This window comes from Streptomyces poriferorum (assembly GCF_019399235.1).
Taxonomy (GTDB): Bacteria; Actinomycetota; Actinomycetes; order Streptomycetales; family Streptomycetaceae; genus Streptomyces; species Streptomyces poriferorum.
On record NZ_JAELVH010000171.1, the window covers coordinates 1 to 15,706 of the forward strand.

13 protein-coding genes and 1 tRNA gene are annotated in these 15,706 nt (G+C 65.9%); 7 read left to right on the top strand and 7 right to left on the bottom strand.

The genetic code is table 11. The annotated features are described in order from the left end of the window. The first annotated feature begins 287 nt into the window (after positions 1 to 287). Positions 288 to 896 carry a hypothetical protein gene (locus JGS39_RS26200; RefSeq protein ID WP_219572048.1) on the top strand — a complete coding sequence of 203 codons (609 nt, stop codon included), beginning with the start codon at positions 288 to 290 and terminating at the stop codon, positions 894 to 896. 92 nt (positions 897 to 988) lie between these two features. Here JGS39_RS26200 and JGS39_RS26205 read toward each other — a convergent pair whose 3' ends face one another. The 4 genes from JGS39_RS26205 to JGS39_RS26220 all read right to left on the bottom strand — a co-directional run bounded on the left by JGS39_RS26205 (position 989) and on the right by JGS39_RS26220 (position 6,664). Then, positions 989 to 2,794 carry an ATP-binding protein gene (locus JGS39_RS26205; protein WP_219572049.1) on the bottom strand — a complete coding sequence of 602 codons (1,806 nt, stop codon included), beginning with the start codon at positions 2,792 to 2,794 and terminating at the stop codon, positions 989 to 991. Positions 2,795 to 3,328: 534 nt separating this feature from the next. Further along, positions 3,329 to 3,988 (bottom strand): hypothetical protein, encoded by a 660-nt coding sequence (locus tag JGS39_RS26210; RefSeq protein WP_219572050.1) that lies wholly within the window; start codon positions 3,986 to 3,988, stop codon positions 3,329 to 3,331. A 61-nt stretch (positions 3,989 to 4,049) separates the two neighbouring features. After that, positions 4,050 to 4,970 carry a 5'-methylthioadenosine/S-adenosylhomocysteine nucleosidase family protein gene (locus JGS39_RS26215; protein WP_219572051.1) on the bottom strand — a complete coding sequence of 307 codons (921 nt, stop codon included), beginning with the start codon at positions 4,968 to 4,970 and terminating at the stop codon, positions 4,050 to 4,052. Further along, entirely contained in the window at positions 4,967 to 6,664 is a 1,698-nt protein-coding gene (locus tag JGS39_RS26220) for an AbeC-like domain-containing protein (RefSeq protein WP_308120725.1), read from the bottom strand. Before JGS39_RS26220 ends, JGS39_RS26215 begins: the two co-directional genes overlap by 4 nt. A gap of 171 nt (positions 6,665 to 6,835) precedes the next feature. On the opposite strand from JGS39_RS26220, the gene JGS39_RS26225 reads away from it, so the two are divergent. Then, entirely contained in the window at positions 6,836 to 7,558 is a 723-nt protein-coding gene (locus tag JGS39_RS26225) for an NUDIX hydrolase (protein WP_219572053.1), read from the top strand. 245 nt (positions 7,559 to 7,803) lie between these two features. Here JGS39_RS26225 and JGS39_RS26230 read toward each other — a convergent pair whose 3' ends face one another. Both JGS39_RS26230 and JGS39_RS26235 read right to left on the bottom strand, forming a co-directional pair. Further along, positions 7,804 to 10,044: a hypothetical protein gene (locus JGS39_RS26230; RefSeq protein WP_219572054.1), complete on the bottom strand. Its 2,241-nt coding sequence runs from the start codon at positions 10,042 to 10,044 to the stop codon at positions 7,804 to 7,806. A gap of 779 nt (positions 10,045 to 10,823) precedes the next feature. Continuing rightward, positions 10,824 to 11,321: a toll/interleukin-1 receptor domain-containing protein gene (locus tag JGS39_RS26235; protein WP_219572055.1), complete on the bottom strand. Its 498-nt coding sequence runs from the start codon at positions 11,319 to 11,321 to the stop codon at positions 10,824 to 10,826. A gap of 338 nt (positions 11,322 to 11,659) precedes the next feature. Between JGS39_RS26235 and JGS39_RS41510 the strand changes: the two genes are divergently transcribed. The 3 genes from JGS39_RS41510 to JGS39_RS26245 all read left to right on the top strand — a co-directional run bounded on the left by JGS39_RS41510 (position 11,660) and on the right by JGS39_RS26245 (position 14,103). Continuing rightward, positions 11,660 to 11,782, top strand: a complete 123-nt coding sequence (locus tag JGS39_RS41510) for a hypothetical protein (RefSeq protein WP_264302782.1) — start codon at positions 11,660 to 11,662, stop codon at positions 11,780 to 11,782. A gap of 496 nt (positions 11,783 to 12,278) precedes the next feature. Continuing rightward, positions 12,279 to 12,887, top strand: a complete 609-nt coding sequence (locus JGS39_RS41070) for a helix-turn-helix transcriptional regulator (protein ID WP_236063796.1) — start codon at positions 12,279 to 12,281, stop codon at positions 12,885 to 12,887. A gap of 223 nt (positions 12,888 to 13,110) precedes the next feature. After that, positions 13,111 to 14,103: a tyrosine-type recombinase/integrase gene (locus tag JGS39_RS26245; protein WP_236063787.1), complete on the top strand. Its 993-nt coding sequence runs from the start codon at positions 13,111 to 13,113 to the stop codon at positions 14,101 to 14,103. Positions 14,104 to 14,213: 110 nt separating this feature from the next. Here JGS39_RS26245 and JGS39_RS26250 read toward each other — a convergent pair. Further along, positions 14,214 to 14,287: transfer RNA gene (locus tag JGS39_RS26250), tRNA-Pro, on the bottom strand. Between the two features lie 128 nt (positions 14,288 to 14,415). On the opposite strand from JGS39_RS26250, the gene JGS39_RS26255 reads away from it, so the two are divergent. Then, positions 14,416 to 15,117: a thiamine pyrophosphate-binding protein gene (locus JGS39_RS26255; protein WP_219572056.1), complete on the top strand. Its 702-nt coding sequence runs from the start codon at positions 14,416 to 14,418 to the stop codon at positions 15,115 to 15,117. A gap of 64 nt (positions 15,118 to 15,181) precedes the next feature. After that, positions 15,182 to 15,706 (top strand): transketolase family protein (locus JGS39_RS26260; protein WP_505391878.1); only part of this gene is annotated, 525 nt, incomplete at its 3' end.

Sequence of the window (15,706 nt, forward strand, 5' to 3'; positions counted from 1 at the left end):
CACGGCCGCCGGGGCGGCGCACTCTGCCCACTTCAACGTGCTCCGCGCACCACGCTCACTCCCGAGCCCCATCGTCATGACCCGCTGACCCGGTCAAGGACGCCGGACCTCCAGCTGGTCCCCAACTGGTCCCCAAAAATAGTCAAGGGCCGGTTTCGGATTGCTCCGAAACCGGCCCTTGACCTCGACTGTCTCCAGTCGCACGCGATCCAGTACGCGGCTGGCCCCGGTCGCACGCAGAGCCTGAGCCAGGCGGTGTACTCGTCGTGCCTCAACTGGACAAGATAATGACCGAACTGTCCAGGCAGCCCGCCTTCGTCGGCGAGACCCGCCGAACATTCCTCGCGCTGGTCGAGCAGACCCTCCTCTTCCTCAAGAGCCGCGCCAACATGACCCGCACGAACCTTCTGGGTAAAACCAAAAAGGAAGAACCGCCACCATTCGACTACCGGCGCAAGCCGGAGAAGGCGACGGACCGCAAAGCTGTCGAGGCGGACCTGCAACGCGACTACCACCAGTGGCTCCAGAAGGGACCGCTGCACAGCGTAGTCCTGGTAGAGACCGAAGACGACGCCATGGGACGCGCAGACGTCATGGTGCACTTCGGTTCCCTGCGCTACCTGACCGAGGTCAAACAGAACAGCACCAGCAACGACCGCAATTACCTTGAAAGCCGCTACCTGACTCAAGCCACCGAATACAGCAATACCAACGCTCCGTACAGCCAGCTCCTTGTCCTGGACCTCACATCCAAGACCAGCTCCCAAGGCAACTTGCGCCTCGACGAGGCGTCCTGGACCACAACCCACCGGCCCCACGGAGCGACGACAGACAGGGCCGTCGTCACAGGGATCGTCGCAGGAAACCGAGTGACCCCCTCTGTGTACTCGCGCTAAGGCCTGTCCCGTATCTGCTGGTCAGGGGTGACCGGCCTGAGCCCTACATGTGATGGGCCGTCCTGGGCGGCACAGTTCGCTGGCTCGACGCTCTACATGGAGCGCATCAGCCGCAGCCGAAACTCCTCCAAACCTCGTGGCCGCACACTCGGGTCCTGCGCAGCCCGTGCAAGCAAAGCGCCTGTCAAGTCCTCAGTTCTACGGAAGAGCTTGAGCTGCCCGGTTAGGATGCCGAGGGCCTTCTTCGGGTCGACCAAGGCCAACCTCTCCTGCTCCCAGCGTGCTTGCAACGCTGTCTCCTGCTGTACGCGGACCGTTTCCACGGCGTCGCCTCGCGACTGCATGGCATGCGCACTCGCGGCGTAGAACTGCTTCAGCCCCCGGTCACCACGGCTCCCGTCCGGTCGGGGCAACGGGAACTCGCGCGCGAGGGCGGCCTGGAGCATATCGGTGACGACGTCGCCCATGAGGCGGTCCGCGGCGTTCCGCAGAATCTCTTCGGCTTCGTCGAGGGAGGTGGAGCGGCCGATTGTCTTGAGAACCGCAGCCAGGAGCGCGGGATCCAGGAGCATGTTCTCCAGCGCTCGACGTGGCCAGATGTACAGGCCAGGGTAGGTAGTCTGTCGCCCTTGGACATCGGCCTCATTCATGAGATCGCGGTCGATCAGGCAGACCCATGGCAGTGACTTCGGGCCATCGGTCAGCAGGACGTGGTGGGCCAGAACGCGCTGGCAGTTGCCGGCCACCGTGACGTGGACGCGCTCCATCTCGTCGGGGAACAGGCGGCCGAGGTAGCTGTTGTCGGTGACCCCTTCCACGACCAGGTGGCATGCCTTGCCGAGCAGGTCCGCTTGCTCGATGCCCATGTCGGCGATGACGCCGACAAGCGAAAGGGCGTCTACGGCTCGCAGAGCCTGATCGGGACTGCTGTGCTGGATCTGGTACACCTGAGACGGGTGGGCGGCTGCGGCGATCTTCACAGCGTGCGTCACGATAATCGTCTGGGTCCGGGGTGCGAGCGTTCGAACTGTCCGAAGAATCGTTGTCTGTAGCACCGGATGCAGGTGCAATTCGGGCTCATCCAGCAGCAGTACACCGCCGTCGGCGGCCGAGTGGTAGAGCGCGCACAGAAGCCCGAGCAGGCCGGATTCGCCACTGGCCAGTCCGCTTAGTCCATGTCGTTGGCCGGCACCCAACTCGACCTCGATGCGGCCGCCTTTGAAACCCTCCATCGGCTGGGGTCTCAGCAGCCGTTTGCCCGTCGCCTCATGGAAGGCTCCAGCCAGGTCTCCGTAGTCATCTCTAGGGTATCTGCCTTGCCGGGATTCCAGTAGCGAGCGGTAGTCCAGCGCCATGAGACAAGACGTCAGATAGTCCGCTGCGGCCTTGCTGCCGGAGGGGTCGCCTGGTTGCAGGCCACCGATGCCCGCGCCGAAGACGTCCAGCCCTGAGACGCGTCCGCGTTCGGCGTGGACCATGGTGAGGCCGGGGAAGGGGTGGCTTTTACGAAAGGCCGGGGCAAAGACAGTGGCGGCGACCGGTGAGCCAGAGAAGACGACGTTACCCTCCTTGTCAATCCTCGCCATCCGGCGATACAGCTTCTCCTTCTCGGCTGACTCCCCGTGCACGGACCGGTAGTACTGGTCCACCTGCTCGAACTGCCCATCAGTCAGCGAGAACGCCATCGCGACTTCGGCTCGTTCCTCTCCCAGTCGGACCAGCTCAGGCTGCGGCTCAGGCGGCAGTCCGCGCGTCATTAGGTAGAGGGCCTCCAGAACCGTGGACTTGCCGGTGCCGTTCTGCCCGGTCAGTACGGTGAACGGCTGAGCGTCCAGTTCCGAGAGCTCTGCGTGACGGATGGCTTTGAAACCGGTGATCTTGATGGACGAAACGCGCATCGAAATACCTCAACAGCTGGAATGCTAGGGCCGTTTGAGCCGGTCCCGCGTCTGGCTTGCAGTCAGAGTCAAGGTAGTGGAGTTCGATAGATATCCGGCAATGTTTACCGCAAGCTCGCCTCCCGGACTGCCCGAGCTACCAAGAGGCCCTGTCTTCATGCCCGCAGCCAGCCGCGATCACCCGATCGAGACTCCCGTTGGACGCCCTCCCCTCAAGAACGGAACGACAACAGCTACTTACGCCATGCCGGGCGAACGTTACTTGATGGGGCACTAGCTACCGCGCTGCCGTACGGCTGCATACCGCGACCCTGGCCGCACGGACCGAAGTGGCGTCCCGGCGGGCGTCGCACGGGCGCTTAAGCTGCGCGGCGCACGCCGTCGTCGCCGGGTTCGGGTACCGAGCTGGGCGCGGACTGCGACAGGACAGTGGGGTGGTGCCGTACGTGGCGGCCTGGGCGGTGGACCATCGACCGGCGCACTCACGCCGTGTTCCCCTGGTTGAGTCGTTCTTGGCCATCGGGTCGGTAGAGGTCAGGGAGTGGGGCGAGCTGAGGAACCGTTCGTCCACGCCACGTCGAACTGCTGGAGGGCTATCGAGTACAGGAGTCCGGGGGCCCGGGCGTATAGGCACGGGGAGTTCCTGCCGTGGCTGGAGCTGCTGTAGAAGGTGAGGTAGGCCGCCCGGTCCGTGGCGATCACGCGGCAGGTGTTGGGGAGGTTGAAGCTGCGCAGTTCCACGTGGGGTTGCGCGCGGGTCACCTGGGCGATGTAGTCCATGTTCGCCCGAACCTGGTTCTTGAGCAGGTCGGGCGTGAAGCCTGGATCGAAGAGGCGTAGATCCTGTGAGCGTCGGTCGAGCCAGGAGTCGCCAGGCGCGAGCGTGTCGGGCAACAGTACCTGGACGGACCCCGGGGATAGCTCCCCCGACCACAGGGGCGAGAAGACCTCGCGGGTGAGTACGTTTCCTCGCCCCGCCATGACCTTGATCCAACTGGCTCGGCCGAGGTCGCGGGCGATGTCGCCTTCGGCGGACGACTGGTGACGGTACACACGGGCGAGCCCGGTGCCGGTGAGGCGCGAGCAGACCGCGACCAGCCACCACAGAGGGCGGGAGCCGCGTACAAGGCCGAGGACGAGGATGATCGCGCTGGCTGCGAGCGAGCTGAGTATTCCGAACAGAAAAGCAGTCATGCGAGCCATCTCCCTGTGTATGACTGATCTCGGGCGGGCGGATTTGGCGTTCGGCGGAGAGTCAGCAGAGATAGGGCAGGAGTTCTCGTAGAATGTACGCGGCGTTCCGTGCCGCCAGTTCGTGAAAGCCGTGACCCTTTTCCTGGTCGGCATTGTCGGACACGCCCCGAATAACGATCCAGCCGGGGTTGGTGGCGTCGTGGACTGAGTTCTCCTGCCAGTACTGGCTCAGTCCGCCGGCTTCCATGTCCACCGCCAGGACCTTCTCGTGATACTTCTTGAGCCATTCGCGGATGTCGCTCTCCCGGTCGGCGATGACGGCTTCACCGGATCCGATCAAGCCTGGGTAGACTTCGAATTCCTCCGATGCGTGCGTGGCAATTTGGCCGTGGATCCGTGCCGGGGTTCCGTGATCGGTGAAGAAGGCGTTCACCGCGTGGACGACCGGCGCGGGGGCCTGGCGGTGTTCCCCGCGCCGGCGGACGTCCCCCAGCGGATTGATCTTGCGGTTCTCGTAATACACGACCTCGGTGGAGACGATGACGTTGCCGACACGCGCGTGCTGATCGTGGATTCCACCGCCCACGCCCACGAGTGCCCACAGCCGCGGGTTGTAGTGGCGGCGCAGGTTTTCCAGGGCGGCCATCGCCGAGCGCTGCCCCTGGCTCTGACTCTGGGTGGCCACGATGCGTACGGTTGCCTCCGGAGTGGCCTGTTCGCCCTGGTAAAAATACAGCCCGCCGCCCACCTTGTGCCGTTCGAGTTTCAACTCGTCTACCACGGAGCGCAGTTCCTCACTCAAGATTGTGACCACACCGATGTCCCATCCGGCGGAAGCCGGTTCGTCGTCCGAGCCGACCTCGGCGGGGCGCGTGGAGTGGTGGGAGGGATCGGCCGGGAATACGCGAGCGTGCTCCCCGATGGCGTTGTTGTTGAAAGTGTTGTGGTCGCCGTGGCTGACGATTCCGCGATTGGTGTTCACTTGTTTCCTCCACCGCTGGGATTGGGGCCTGACGTTTCATGTGCGGACGCGCCGACCTGCGCGGCGTCGCCCACGGCGTTGTTGCTGAAATTGTTGTTGTCGCCGAAGTTGAAGATGCCACTGTTGATGATTTTGGTCGCGCGGTCATTGAACTCGGACGCATCCACGTCGTGAGTGGCCAGGAAGTCACCGGTAGCCCGGAGTAGCCGGCGCTCGATCGTCTTCATCCGGCCGAGAATTTCGGTCTTCTCCAGTTGGATCTTTGACCATTCCTGCGCCGACTTCTCTCGTATGCTCACGCGGCTGCCGATCAGAACGTTACGGATTGGCCTGGAGGTGAGATCGCGGGGGAATATAGCCGCTTTCCCCAGGGAATAGAGATAGCGCACGAGTCGCCAGGAGCGTCGGATCTCCGAAGGTAGTGTGGCCAGCTCGCGCAGAGCCGCCCAGGCGACTGCCAGGACACCATGGTGCCCGAATTCTGCGGTGCGCTGGAAAGATCTCGGCGTGTGGGCGAGTACGCACGCGGCGGTGGAGATGCTCAGCGTGCGCCCTTGAACGCTGATGTGCAGCAGGACCGTCGCGACGAACTCGGCCCCTTCCGCGGGAGTGGTCACTTCAAGGAAGTGGTACTCCTTCGATCCGGGCGTGTTAATGATCTCCCGCAGCCGGGTTGCGTCGAACTCGCGGGTCAGAAGCGAACGGTCAATCGCCACATCGGTCTCGGCGACGTACACGCGGTCGGTGACTCGTGCCGGAAGCCGGACGTCCTGGCTGTCGGTGTCGAGCAACTGGACCGCCTCGCGCAGATAGTCGACCAGTTCATGCGCGCGGAACGGAGGGACGGGGTGCTCACGTTCGTGCAGCGGCGCGCCGTCGTCGTCAGAGGGGCGGAGCAGTTGGATGCTCATAGGCGGGTTCCACTGGTAGACCAGCTCACCCGCTCCGATGAAGGGCGACTCGTCGCCGAACAGCGTGAAGACAGCGAAGTCGTCCTCGTCATCGTCCTCGCTGTGACGAGCGCGGCGGTAGACCGCACAGGGATGGCGCTGCTCCGTGTCCGCCGCCTGCTCCCGGCGGGACAGGTACCGGGGCCGCAGAGTCGGTGCCCGCATGATGCGGTGGAGTATCAACTGCCTTACGGCTCCGACGCCGAGGCATGCGAACGTGATACCCGCGCCTATGTGGATGGCGGTAGTCGCCTGGCGCGGATGGGTGAGCGCGAACATCAGGCCGACCAGCGTCAGGGACAGCGCAGCCCAGCCGACACGTCTGAGGGCGCGTGCGCTCTCCGAGTACCTACGAGGGAACAACCACCTCAACAGAGCCCGAGGGCCCGGCACCGGCCCCAGCCCCCGGCGCTTGGACTTCTGCGCCTTCCGTCTGTTGCGCCTGGTCCGGCCGATCCGGTCGAGCTCCGGCTCCCGGTCCAGCTTCCTCAGCTCGACGGCGAGCGGAATCAGGCACAAGAGAGCGAGACCGCAGGAGACCATGACGGCACTGGGCAGGGCGCCAACGAAGACCGGGACACCCACCGCGCCGACCACCGTTCCCCGCAGCAAGGCGGTCAGCGCGGCGGCCCGCCACGCGTGGCGCATGACTGGGACGATGTCGAACCCGTAGGACGGGGCGACCCTGCGGTACGGGGCGGTGCACACCTCGTCGATGACGAGATCCCGGAAGCGCTCGTCCACGTATACGCCGCTGCATAAGTGACGGGTGGCGGCGGAAGGTTCGTCCCCTACCGCCTTGGCTGATGGCGCATGGGAAGTGAACATGCCCTACCCCTGCCCTCGTTGTGTTTTGGTCTGTGAGACCATAAGTCGCGCAGACGTTTAAGTCAATGTGACCTTTAGGGGTTCAGTGTGGATGACTGGCTGAAAGACTCCACCGAGGTGGAGGCGTCATGGGTGACCGTCGACCTGGCGATCTTCACGATCAGGTCCGGGCAGTTGATGGTGCTGTTGATCGAGCGCGGGGTGGAGCCCTTCCTCGGTCGGCCTGCGCTGCCCGGCGGTTACGTCCAGAAGAACGAGACCCTTCGTGAGGGCGCGCTCCGTGAACTCCGCGAGGAGGCCGGAATCGACGGGAACAAGTTGCACCTCGAACAACTCGGCGCCTACGGAGACCCCCGACGCGACCCGAGGGGGCGAGTGGTCACCATCGCCTATCTCGCATTGGGACCGGACCTGCCCGCCCCCGTGGGCGGCACCGACGCCCGGCGCGCCTATTGGGCTCCCGTCTCCCAGCTGGAAGGGAAGCAGGCGGCATTGGCGTTCGATCATCCGGCGATCCTCGCCGAAGCCCTGGAGCAGGTCCGGAGCAAGCTCGAATACACCGCCGTCGCCACGGCCTTCTGCGGGGAACTCCTCACCCTGAGCGAGTTGCGCACGGTCTACGAAGTGATCTGGGGCCAACAACTGGACCCGAGCAACTTCCGCCGCAAGGTGCTCAACACCACGGGCTTCGTCAAGCCCACCGGCGATCAACGCTTCCCCCCCACCGGCCGCCCGGCTGCCCTCTACCGCCGCGGTGACGCCTGGCTGCTCAACCCGCCGCTGCTGCGCGGTGCCGGGCACACGGTGTGACCCGCACCCGGAGTCGGAGTCGGACGACGCCCGAGATCGAACCCGCCACACCCCCTTCGGTTAAGCCAGTCGCCCAGCCCGCCGCGCTGAGGCGAGTCGTACCTGGGTAAACTCACCGACTCTGAGCAGGGCGACCCGGGCCGGCGAGTTTGCCGAGGCGTCGGTGTCGAACCGGTCCCGGGCCCCCACCACGGCATGTCGTGGACACGCGCCCCCAAGGGCCGCCGGCAGGCCAAGCGGCCGACTCACGAGGGCCTTGTCACGGCAGGAGACCTGGCGGCCATTCGCGTGACCTCGCGAACAGTTTCCTGCCATTGCCAGAAATCGCTGGTGCGCCACTCTGCTTCATCGACCGGCTGCCAGGCCGCCAGTTCGTCCAGCCGGGCGATCACCGCAGAGGGGTCTGCGTCGGGTACTCCGGTCTGGTTGTCAAGCTGCTGTTTGATGTCGTGCAGGCGGTGAGCCGCACGGTAGTAGGAGAGCTGGGAGTCGGTAAGTCTGCGGAGGGCATAGCCACCACACTTGCTGCACCAGTCAAAGTCGGTGCGCGCCATGAGATCGGCGACGGTCAGGAGGTCATCTCCGCGCACTACCGCCGCGCTGTCGTGGGCGTGCCGGCACAGCGGCGAGTGGCCCTTGCCCTCGATCAGAGGGTTGGCGTTGGTGGTGTAGAGCTGGACTGCGGCCAAGGGGCCCAAAGGGAGGGCGCTGCCACTCCCCCGCCGGTTGCTGCCGGGTTTGCGGAATGGCGCGAGGTTTAAGCGGTCCTCTGTGAGGAGGCCGTGCCATACCTCTATCGGCAGTCCGCCAGGCCGTCCGGCATCCAGGCTTCGCAGGTCGTGCGCGCCGCGCGCCAGGGCGATCAGGCGAAGATTGAGTTGGCGATCTTCGGTTCCGTAGGTCTGGCGGAGAGTTCGGTTTCGGCCTTCGGCAAGGCCCAGACTTTCGCCGAAATGCGGATCGTGGACGTCTTGGCCGCGACCGGGCAGCTGAGTGGCACGCACTTCGGGTTCGTGATTGTGCTCCGGCTCTTCCGGGCCGATCAAGCTTGCGGGCAGGTCACTGGCGCCTGCTATGAGGACGCCCAGCCAGCCGTTGGTCAGCCGCCTCTCGAGGGTGTTGAGAGGCAGTACTTCCGCTCCCCCGCTCGCCGAGAAGACGAGGTACAACGGGTCGGCCGTGGGTGCAAGTGTGCGCAGCGCACGGATGTGATCGAGCATGACGGGGCATCGGTCGAAGACCGGCGTGTCATCGAAGACGCCTGGGCGGAGCCTGCCCGGCTCACTTCCGGTGCGACCATCGTGCTCGGGCGAATCCACCGTCCCGTCTGCTGGGCTGCACGGAAGGCCACTCGCCGGGCCGAGCAGTCGTTCGGCGACCAGATCAGGAACTTCCAGCGTGAGGACGCCGCTCCCACATTCCGCCTGCACGGCCCAGGTGACCAGCACACCGAGCGTCCACTCATCCAGCCCGTCCAGAAAGTCCGGAACAACATGACGTGGCGTGCCGTCGGACGCGTGCGGTACATGCGCCGTCAGCCGACGTTTCGGAGCCCGGTCCGCCGGCGCCGCTGCTGCCCTGGCCAGTTCCTCCCAAGACTCAATCAGGCGTGCAGCCTCAGCTCGGGCCGCGCCGCGCCCTTTCTGACTACTGCGGATACCTCGCACGATCTCGCACGAGAGGTACGCACGCGTGCCCGGTCCCTCCCAGATCCGCCCAGCCGTACTCTGCCATCGGTGCCACAAGCGCACGAGCGCACTGGACACCCGGCTGTTGTCGCCGAGCACCGCAAATGCCGGATCCGCACACGGCAGCTCGGGCATAGGAAGAGCCATGGCAGCAGCAGCCACGACAATTTCCTCCCGGTCCACGAACCGGGCCGCCTGGGCTCGAAGGGTCTCCAGGTACCTCGCCTTGATACTCAGCGAGGGCTTCGCCCACTCCTCCAGCCAGGGAAAGTGAGCGAGCAGAGCCTGTGCCTCAAGCAGGCTTCCTCGCGCGCCGCACCAATGCGAGAAGATCAGACCCCGCAGATTCTCGGCCTCTTCACGCGCCTCCCGTAGCGGTGCGTCATCCTCCTCATCCTCGCCGTCATGAGCGCCCAGACCCTGCTCAGCACGAAGAAGCTCAGCCGCTCCCCGTGCCTCGTGGTCGGTCCAGCACTCGTCTTCGTCCGGCTCCCTATACGACCCCAAATGACATAGCAGGCCCGTTTCACCGATAGCCAGCAGGAACATGCCCACTCCCGTACCCGGTCGACCGCCGGTTCCCCGTGCGGCGCATCGCATGCACAACCGCCTCAGCACCGCTTCATCCAGGGAGACCTTGGCAGTCATCACATCGGACGTGCGCAGCTGTCTGCACTGCCTGGACGCGTGCAGTTTGGCTGCCTTGCTCTTGGCCGAATACACCGTAAGCAACGAGCCCGCGAACGGCCCGAGCGGAACATCAACCATTGTCAGCTCGCTACCCACCGAATCCCCCACCTTCTGCTCCTTGAAGCCCCGAGCCACGAGATACCGCTACCCCTTCCGGACACCAGAACGGCGCTCCGTCGAGCCGGTTAAGGACGCCGCTCCATCATTTGCATGCTCTTCTGCAACACCGACAGCGCGAGGCAACTACGTGCACGGCGCGCTGGTCTCCAGCCTTGGTCCCCAGATCTACGCCTCCGCGGCACCCGTCAACCAACGCAGACAATCATCAGGAGAAGCACCGGTTTGGCCAACCGGCGATGCCGTGTTAAGAGCAGCCGACGCAGATACCCACGGAGTCGGGAAGCGCAGGTCAGGAGCCCATCTCGCACGAATCCGGCCGGGGGTGGCGGCCCCCACAGGACTGATGACGCACTGGGTCGCTCACTCAGGGCCTTGTTCGGCTCGCCTCGGCTCGAACGGAGGCGAGCCGGACGAGGTTGTCGTCCTCGTCGGAGAGGGTCGAGTTGATATCCATGCGTATACAGGTGAGGCGTCGCGGCCGAGCTCGCCCGGCAGGAGTGGTTCCCGCGCGAGCGAGATGAATCGAGGAGCAGGGCAGTGCTGCCTGACCAGCAGAGGTGAGCCGACCGGGGCCTCCCAACAACTGCGCGAAGGCCCCTCCCGCTCCAAGATCTACCGGGCAAGGTACTCGTCGCGGACCCGGCCGCCGACTACAACGACGGCGGCCCGCATTCGTACTGCGCATGGAAGGCCAAGCGCATAAAGCGCGGCCTTGCAGGCCCTCCGCCCGCGACGGGCTGGTCCGACGTTCGCTGGTCGATCCGACGTCAGGCAGCGGGAAGCGCGGCAGCAGCAGCAGCGATCTTGGCAGCGACGGCGTCAAGCGACGACTCCTTCGTGCTCAGCCCGGAGTGCGACGCGAGCATGGGGCTGACGTCATAGAGCTCGTCGAAGGTCACCCCGTGCGTCACGGGCACGACGCGGTTGGTGCCGAGCAGGACGGCGAGCTCCTTCTCGGCGATCCCCTCGTTCTTGATGCTCTCGAGCAGGGCAGGCGTGACCAACACGATGCCGATCCGGGAGTTACGAAGCCCCTTATCGATCTCCCGCATCTGCAGCGAGCCCAGCGCGATGTCTTCCTCGCTGAACCACACCGTCGCACCGCTCGTCTTCAGGTGACCGTAGAGCTCCTTCGCGCTGCCCTCACGGTCGTTCCAGGCGTGGCAGAGGAAGAGGTCTCGCTTGTCCGGGTGTACCTGTGCCTGTACCGCAGCCTTGTCGGCGTAGGGCTCGACCGCCCGCCACTCGGTCGGCGTGTACGACACCGTCCTGCCGGACCTGGTGCGCCGCGAGGTGCCGCCGCCATACGACCCGCCGGACGACCGACCGCCACCGCCACCGCCGTAGGAGGGTCCGGACGAATACGACGGGGTGTGCGACCTCCGTCCCCAGCTGCTGCACGCTGGGCAGTTCGCGGCCCCACTCGCGGTGCGGTGGCCTCGGGAGGGGGCTGTGCATTGCGCCATGCGCCCATGGTATAGCGAACCTCCGACACAGTGTCGTGGTTTGTTGAACGACCGGCAGCAGCACGTTCAGGGCCGTCGCGGGCGGGGTTCGTCGGTGGTGCGACGTACGGTCGTTGCGCAACGCGGAAGGACGCAGGATGACCGGCCACACGCTCGACCAGATCGCCGCCGCGCAGGCCGACGCGCGCAACATGATGAAGACGACGCTCGGCTCCGACGGACCGACGTCGGCACCAGCCCGATCACCGAGCGCTACCTGATGCGATTACCGCTCGACAACAGGTGCGCGCACCTGCGCGCGGTGCCGTTGCAGCCGATGATCCTCCTGATGCCGACCGCCCTGTGGCGCTGCCGTGACTGCGCCGCCAACCACAGCTGACCGACGTCGAGGAGAACACCTGCGACAACTGCCGCAGGCACTTCCCGGGGCAGGGTGCGAGCTTCACACCGTTCGTGTTCCGGCAGGATCTACTGATGCTCCACGGGTCCGCCTGCGACGAGTGCATCGCCAGTCACGAGCCCCGCTAATCTCTTCCGGGACATCTGATCTGCACGATCCGGCGGGCCCCGCATTGAGCGTCACCAGCCATCGGCGTCACATCGTCGCTCGCAGCTTTGACGCTACCTGACCTGCCCAATTCACACCTGACACTCCATCAGGACGAGCGTCAAATGAGCGTCACGACAACGCCCACACCGCACATAACGCGCACGCACAAAACCACAGGTCAGGAGCCCTTCGCGACCGGTTCAAGGATGACGACACGCTCCACGTGGTGCGTCATCGAGAAGCATTCAATCGGCACAGCACCTGACACTCGCCGTGTCGCGAGCGAGGGCAATGTAGCCGCCAATCGCCGGTTAGCCAAACCGGCGTATCTGCAGACGATTGTTGTCCACCGTTTGCCCCGAGCACCACTGCGGATCAGTCCACCAGAAGGGACTCAGCGCTTATGGCGCACGCAGAATCCCCCGACTCTCCACCTGCGGGCCGCGTCGCCTGTCGCCGACCGCTTTCCGCTGTATCTCTCTGGTGCTCTCCATACCCCCGGAGATCCAACGCCTTTGCCTATCAAACCGATAGCAGCCTACACAGACCGTCAGACGCACACGAAGAATGAGAAAGATGCCCAATTCATCCGAGATGATAGCCGGTCGTCTCTCCTGGCCAATGCCTGGTATTCGACGCGCGAACTTGCCGCTTGCCTGCGTGTAGACACCTCGACTCTGCGCCGTTGGCGCACCGCCCGGCCGCCCCAGGGCCCGCCGTTCGTCTCCGTTTCGGAACGCGTCGTGATGTACAGCGCGGTCGACGTTGAGGAATGGCTGCGTCGCCGCCGGACCATCCCGCGCCGAGACGCATGATGGCCGAGAAAGCCGTTGTGCCGGTCGGTGTCCGACTCACAACCGACATCGAGTACCGGCCTGATCGCCTCAACCCTTACCGAGCGCGGGTCCGCTGGTTCGATCCGCTACGAAGCGGCGTCTGTCCCTGTCAGAGGGGAAGGCGGACGAGGACGAAGCGCAGGAGTGGCTCCAGTCCATCATCGAAGCGGCTGAGGCAGGGCTGTCCCCGTCGCTCGCCACAATGAAGCTCGCCGAGTACGGCAACGCGAACATGGACCTCGCTTTGCGAGGGCTGGAGTTGAAGACTCTCGACCCCTATCTCGCCGGCTGGCGGATGCGCGTCGTGCCCTCCCTGGGCCACCTCGCGGTCCGGATGATCACCAACGGTGCTGTCGACCGAACCGTGCAGAACTGGATCGCCGACGAGCTCAGCCGCTCAACGGTCAAGAACACCATCGCCGTCCTGGTCCGCGTCATGGAGCAGGCAGTCCGCGACGGCATCATCAAGGTGAACCCCGCCCGGGTGACTGGCTGGCAGAAGCTCTACAAGCAGGCCGAGGACGAACTCCTCGACCCACGCGCGCTCGCCCTGCCCGACTGGGAAACACTCGTCGCACTGGCCGACGCGCTCGTGGCCGCCTCCCACGACGAGTACCGCGGCTGGGGAGACGTTGTCATCTTCGCCGCGTGCACCGCCGCACGGATCGGCGAGATCTCCGGCTGCCGCGTCGGAGACATCGACACCACCCAGTGGATCTGGACCGTGCGGCGTCAGACCACACCCGCGCCCGGCGGACTGACCGACAAAGGCACCAAGGGCAAGCGGGCCCGCAAGGTTCCCATCGTCGAGGAGATCCGCCCCCTCGTCGCCCAGCGCATCCTGTCCGCTGGCCCCAATCCGGACGCCCGCCTGTTCACCGGCCCACGAGGCGGACGCATCTCCACCGCCGTCCTACGCGACGCCACACACCGGGACGACGTCGTCACCAAGCTCGGCTACGAGCATCTGCGCCGCCACGACCTCCGACACACCGGACTGACCTGGTTCGCCGACGCCGGGGTCCACGTACACGTCCTCCGCAGAATCGCCGGCCACGGTTCACTGACCACCACCCAGCGCTACCTGCACCCGGACGTCCACAAGATCACGGCCGCCGGGGCGGCGCTCTCTGCCCACTTCAACGTGCTGCGCGCACCACGCTCACTCCCGAGCCCCATCGTCATGACCCGGTGACCCGGTCAAGGACGCCGGACCTCCAGCTGGTCCCCAACTGGTCCCCAAAAATAGTCAAGGGCCGGTTTCGGATTGCTCCTAAACCGGCCCTTGACCTCGACTGTCTCCAGTCGGGACGACAGGATTTGAACCTGCGACCCCTTGACCCCCAGTCAAGTGCGCTACCAAGCTGCGCCACGTCCCGCTGCCCGCCTGACCTGGGGTTTCCCCTGGTCCGAACGCGCATGAGAACAATACCGCACTTCAACCGGTGGTCACGAACACCTTTCGCCGCTTGACCTCAACCACGCTTGACGTTGAACGCTGGGCGGCATGACGAACACGACCGCCACGAGGACGTCCGCATACCGCGACCTGTCCCGGCTGATGAGCCTGATGACCGGCGACGAGAAGCACGGCCCCGCCGCGACCTCGACCCTCGACGCGCTGTGGGTGCTGTACGACCGGGTCCTGCGGGTGACACCGGAGACCGTCGACGCGCCGGGCCGGGACCGCTTCCTGCTGTCGAAGGGGCACGGGCCCATGGCGTACTACGCGGTCCTCGCCGCACGCGGATTCTTCGACGAGGAGCTGCTGGCGGGCTTCGGCTCGTACGGATCGCCGCTCGGCCACCATCCCGACCGGCTCCTGGTGCCCGGCGCCGAGATCGGCAGCGGCTCGCTGGGGCACGGCCTGCCGCTCGCCGTGGGGAGTGTGCTGGGGCTGCGGGCTCAGGGAATGACCGGGCCGCGGGTCTGGGTGCTGACCGGCGACGCCGAGCTGGACGAGGGCAGTAATCACGAGGCGATCGCCTACGCCGGTCCGGCGGGACTGGAGCAGCTGCACACCGTGGTGATCGACAACGCCTCGGCGACGTACGGACGCCCCGGGGGTATCGCGGAGCGGTTCGCGACCGCCGGCTGGTCGGTCGCGTCCGTGGACGGGCGGGACCACGAGGCGCTGTACGCCGCCTTCACCGCGCCTCACCCCGGACAGCCCCGGGCCGTGGTCGCCCGGGTCGACCCGAAGCACTGACCACCCCGCACGCACACCTGCCGAACCCGCGACGGAAACTCAACGGAAGCCGAGGAACACCCCCATGGACACGATGCGTGACCGTTTCATCGCCACCACCACACAGCTGCTCGACGAGGATCCCCGCCTGGCGCTCGTGCTCGCCGAGATCAGCCGCGACGGATTCGGCCGGGCCGAGCGGGACCATCCCGACCGGGTCGTGAACGTCGGCATCCGTGAGCAGCTGCTCGTCGGGGCCGGTGCCGGGATGGCGCTCACCGGGATGCGGCCGGTCCTGCACACGTTCGCGAGCTTCCTCGTGGAGCGGCCGTTCGAGCAGGTGAAGCTGGACTTCGGCCACCAGGGGGTCGGCGGGGTGCTGGTGAGCGCGGGGGGCTCGTACGACTGGCCGGCCGGCGGGTTCACCCACATGGCACCCGGGGACGTGGCGCTCATGGACACGCTGGAGGGCTGGAGCGTGCACGTGCCGGGCCATCCCGACGAGGCGGAGACGCTGCTGCGCGAGGCGGCTGCCGGGGACGGGCGGGTGTACGTGCGGCTGTCACTGCAGTCCAACGACCGGGGGCGTCCGGTCGGCGGGGCCGGCGGG

Excerpts from the sequence above, each read along its gene's own strand:
- JGS39_RS26200 (WP_219572048.1), top strand. The coding sequence starts at position 288 with ATGACCGAACTGTCCAGGCAGCCCGCCTTCGTCGGCGAGACCCGCCGA.
- JGS39_RS26205 (WP_219572049.1), bottom strand. The coding sequence starts at position 2,794 with ATGCGCGTTTCGTCCATCAAGATCACCGGTTTCAAAGCCATCCGTCAC.
- JGS39_RS26210 (WP_219572050.1), bottom strand. The coding sequence starts at position 3,988 with ATGACTGCTTTTCTGTTCGGAATACTCAGCTCGCTCGCAGCCAGCGCG.
- JGS39_RS41510 (WP_264302782.1), top strand. The coding sequence starts at position 11,660 with ATGACCGGCCACACGCTCGACCAGATCGCCGCCGCGCAGGCCGACGCG.
- JGS39_RS41070 (WP_236063796.1), top strand. The coding sequence starts at position 12,279 with ATGACGACACGCTCCACGTGGTGCGTCATCGAGAAGCATTCAATCGGC.
- JGS39_RS26245 (WP_236063787.1), top strand. The coding sequence starts at position 13,111 with ATGAAGCTCGCCGAGTACGGCAACGCGAACATGGACCTCGCTTTGCGA.
- JGS39_RS26255 (WP_219572056.1), top strand. The coding sequence starts at position 14,416 with ATGACGAACACGACCGCCACGAGGACGTCCGCATACCGCGACCTGTCC.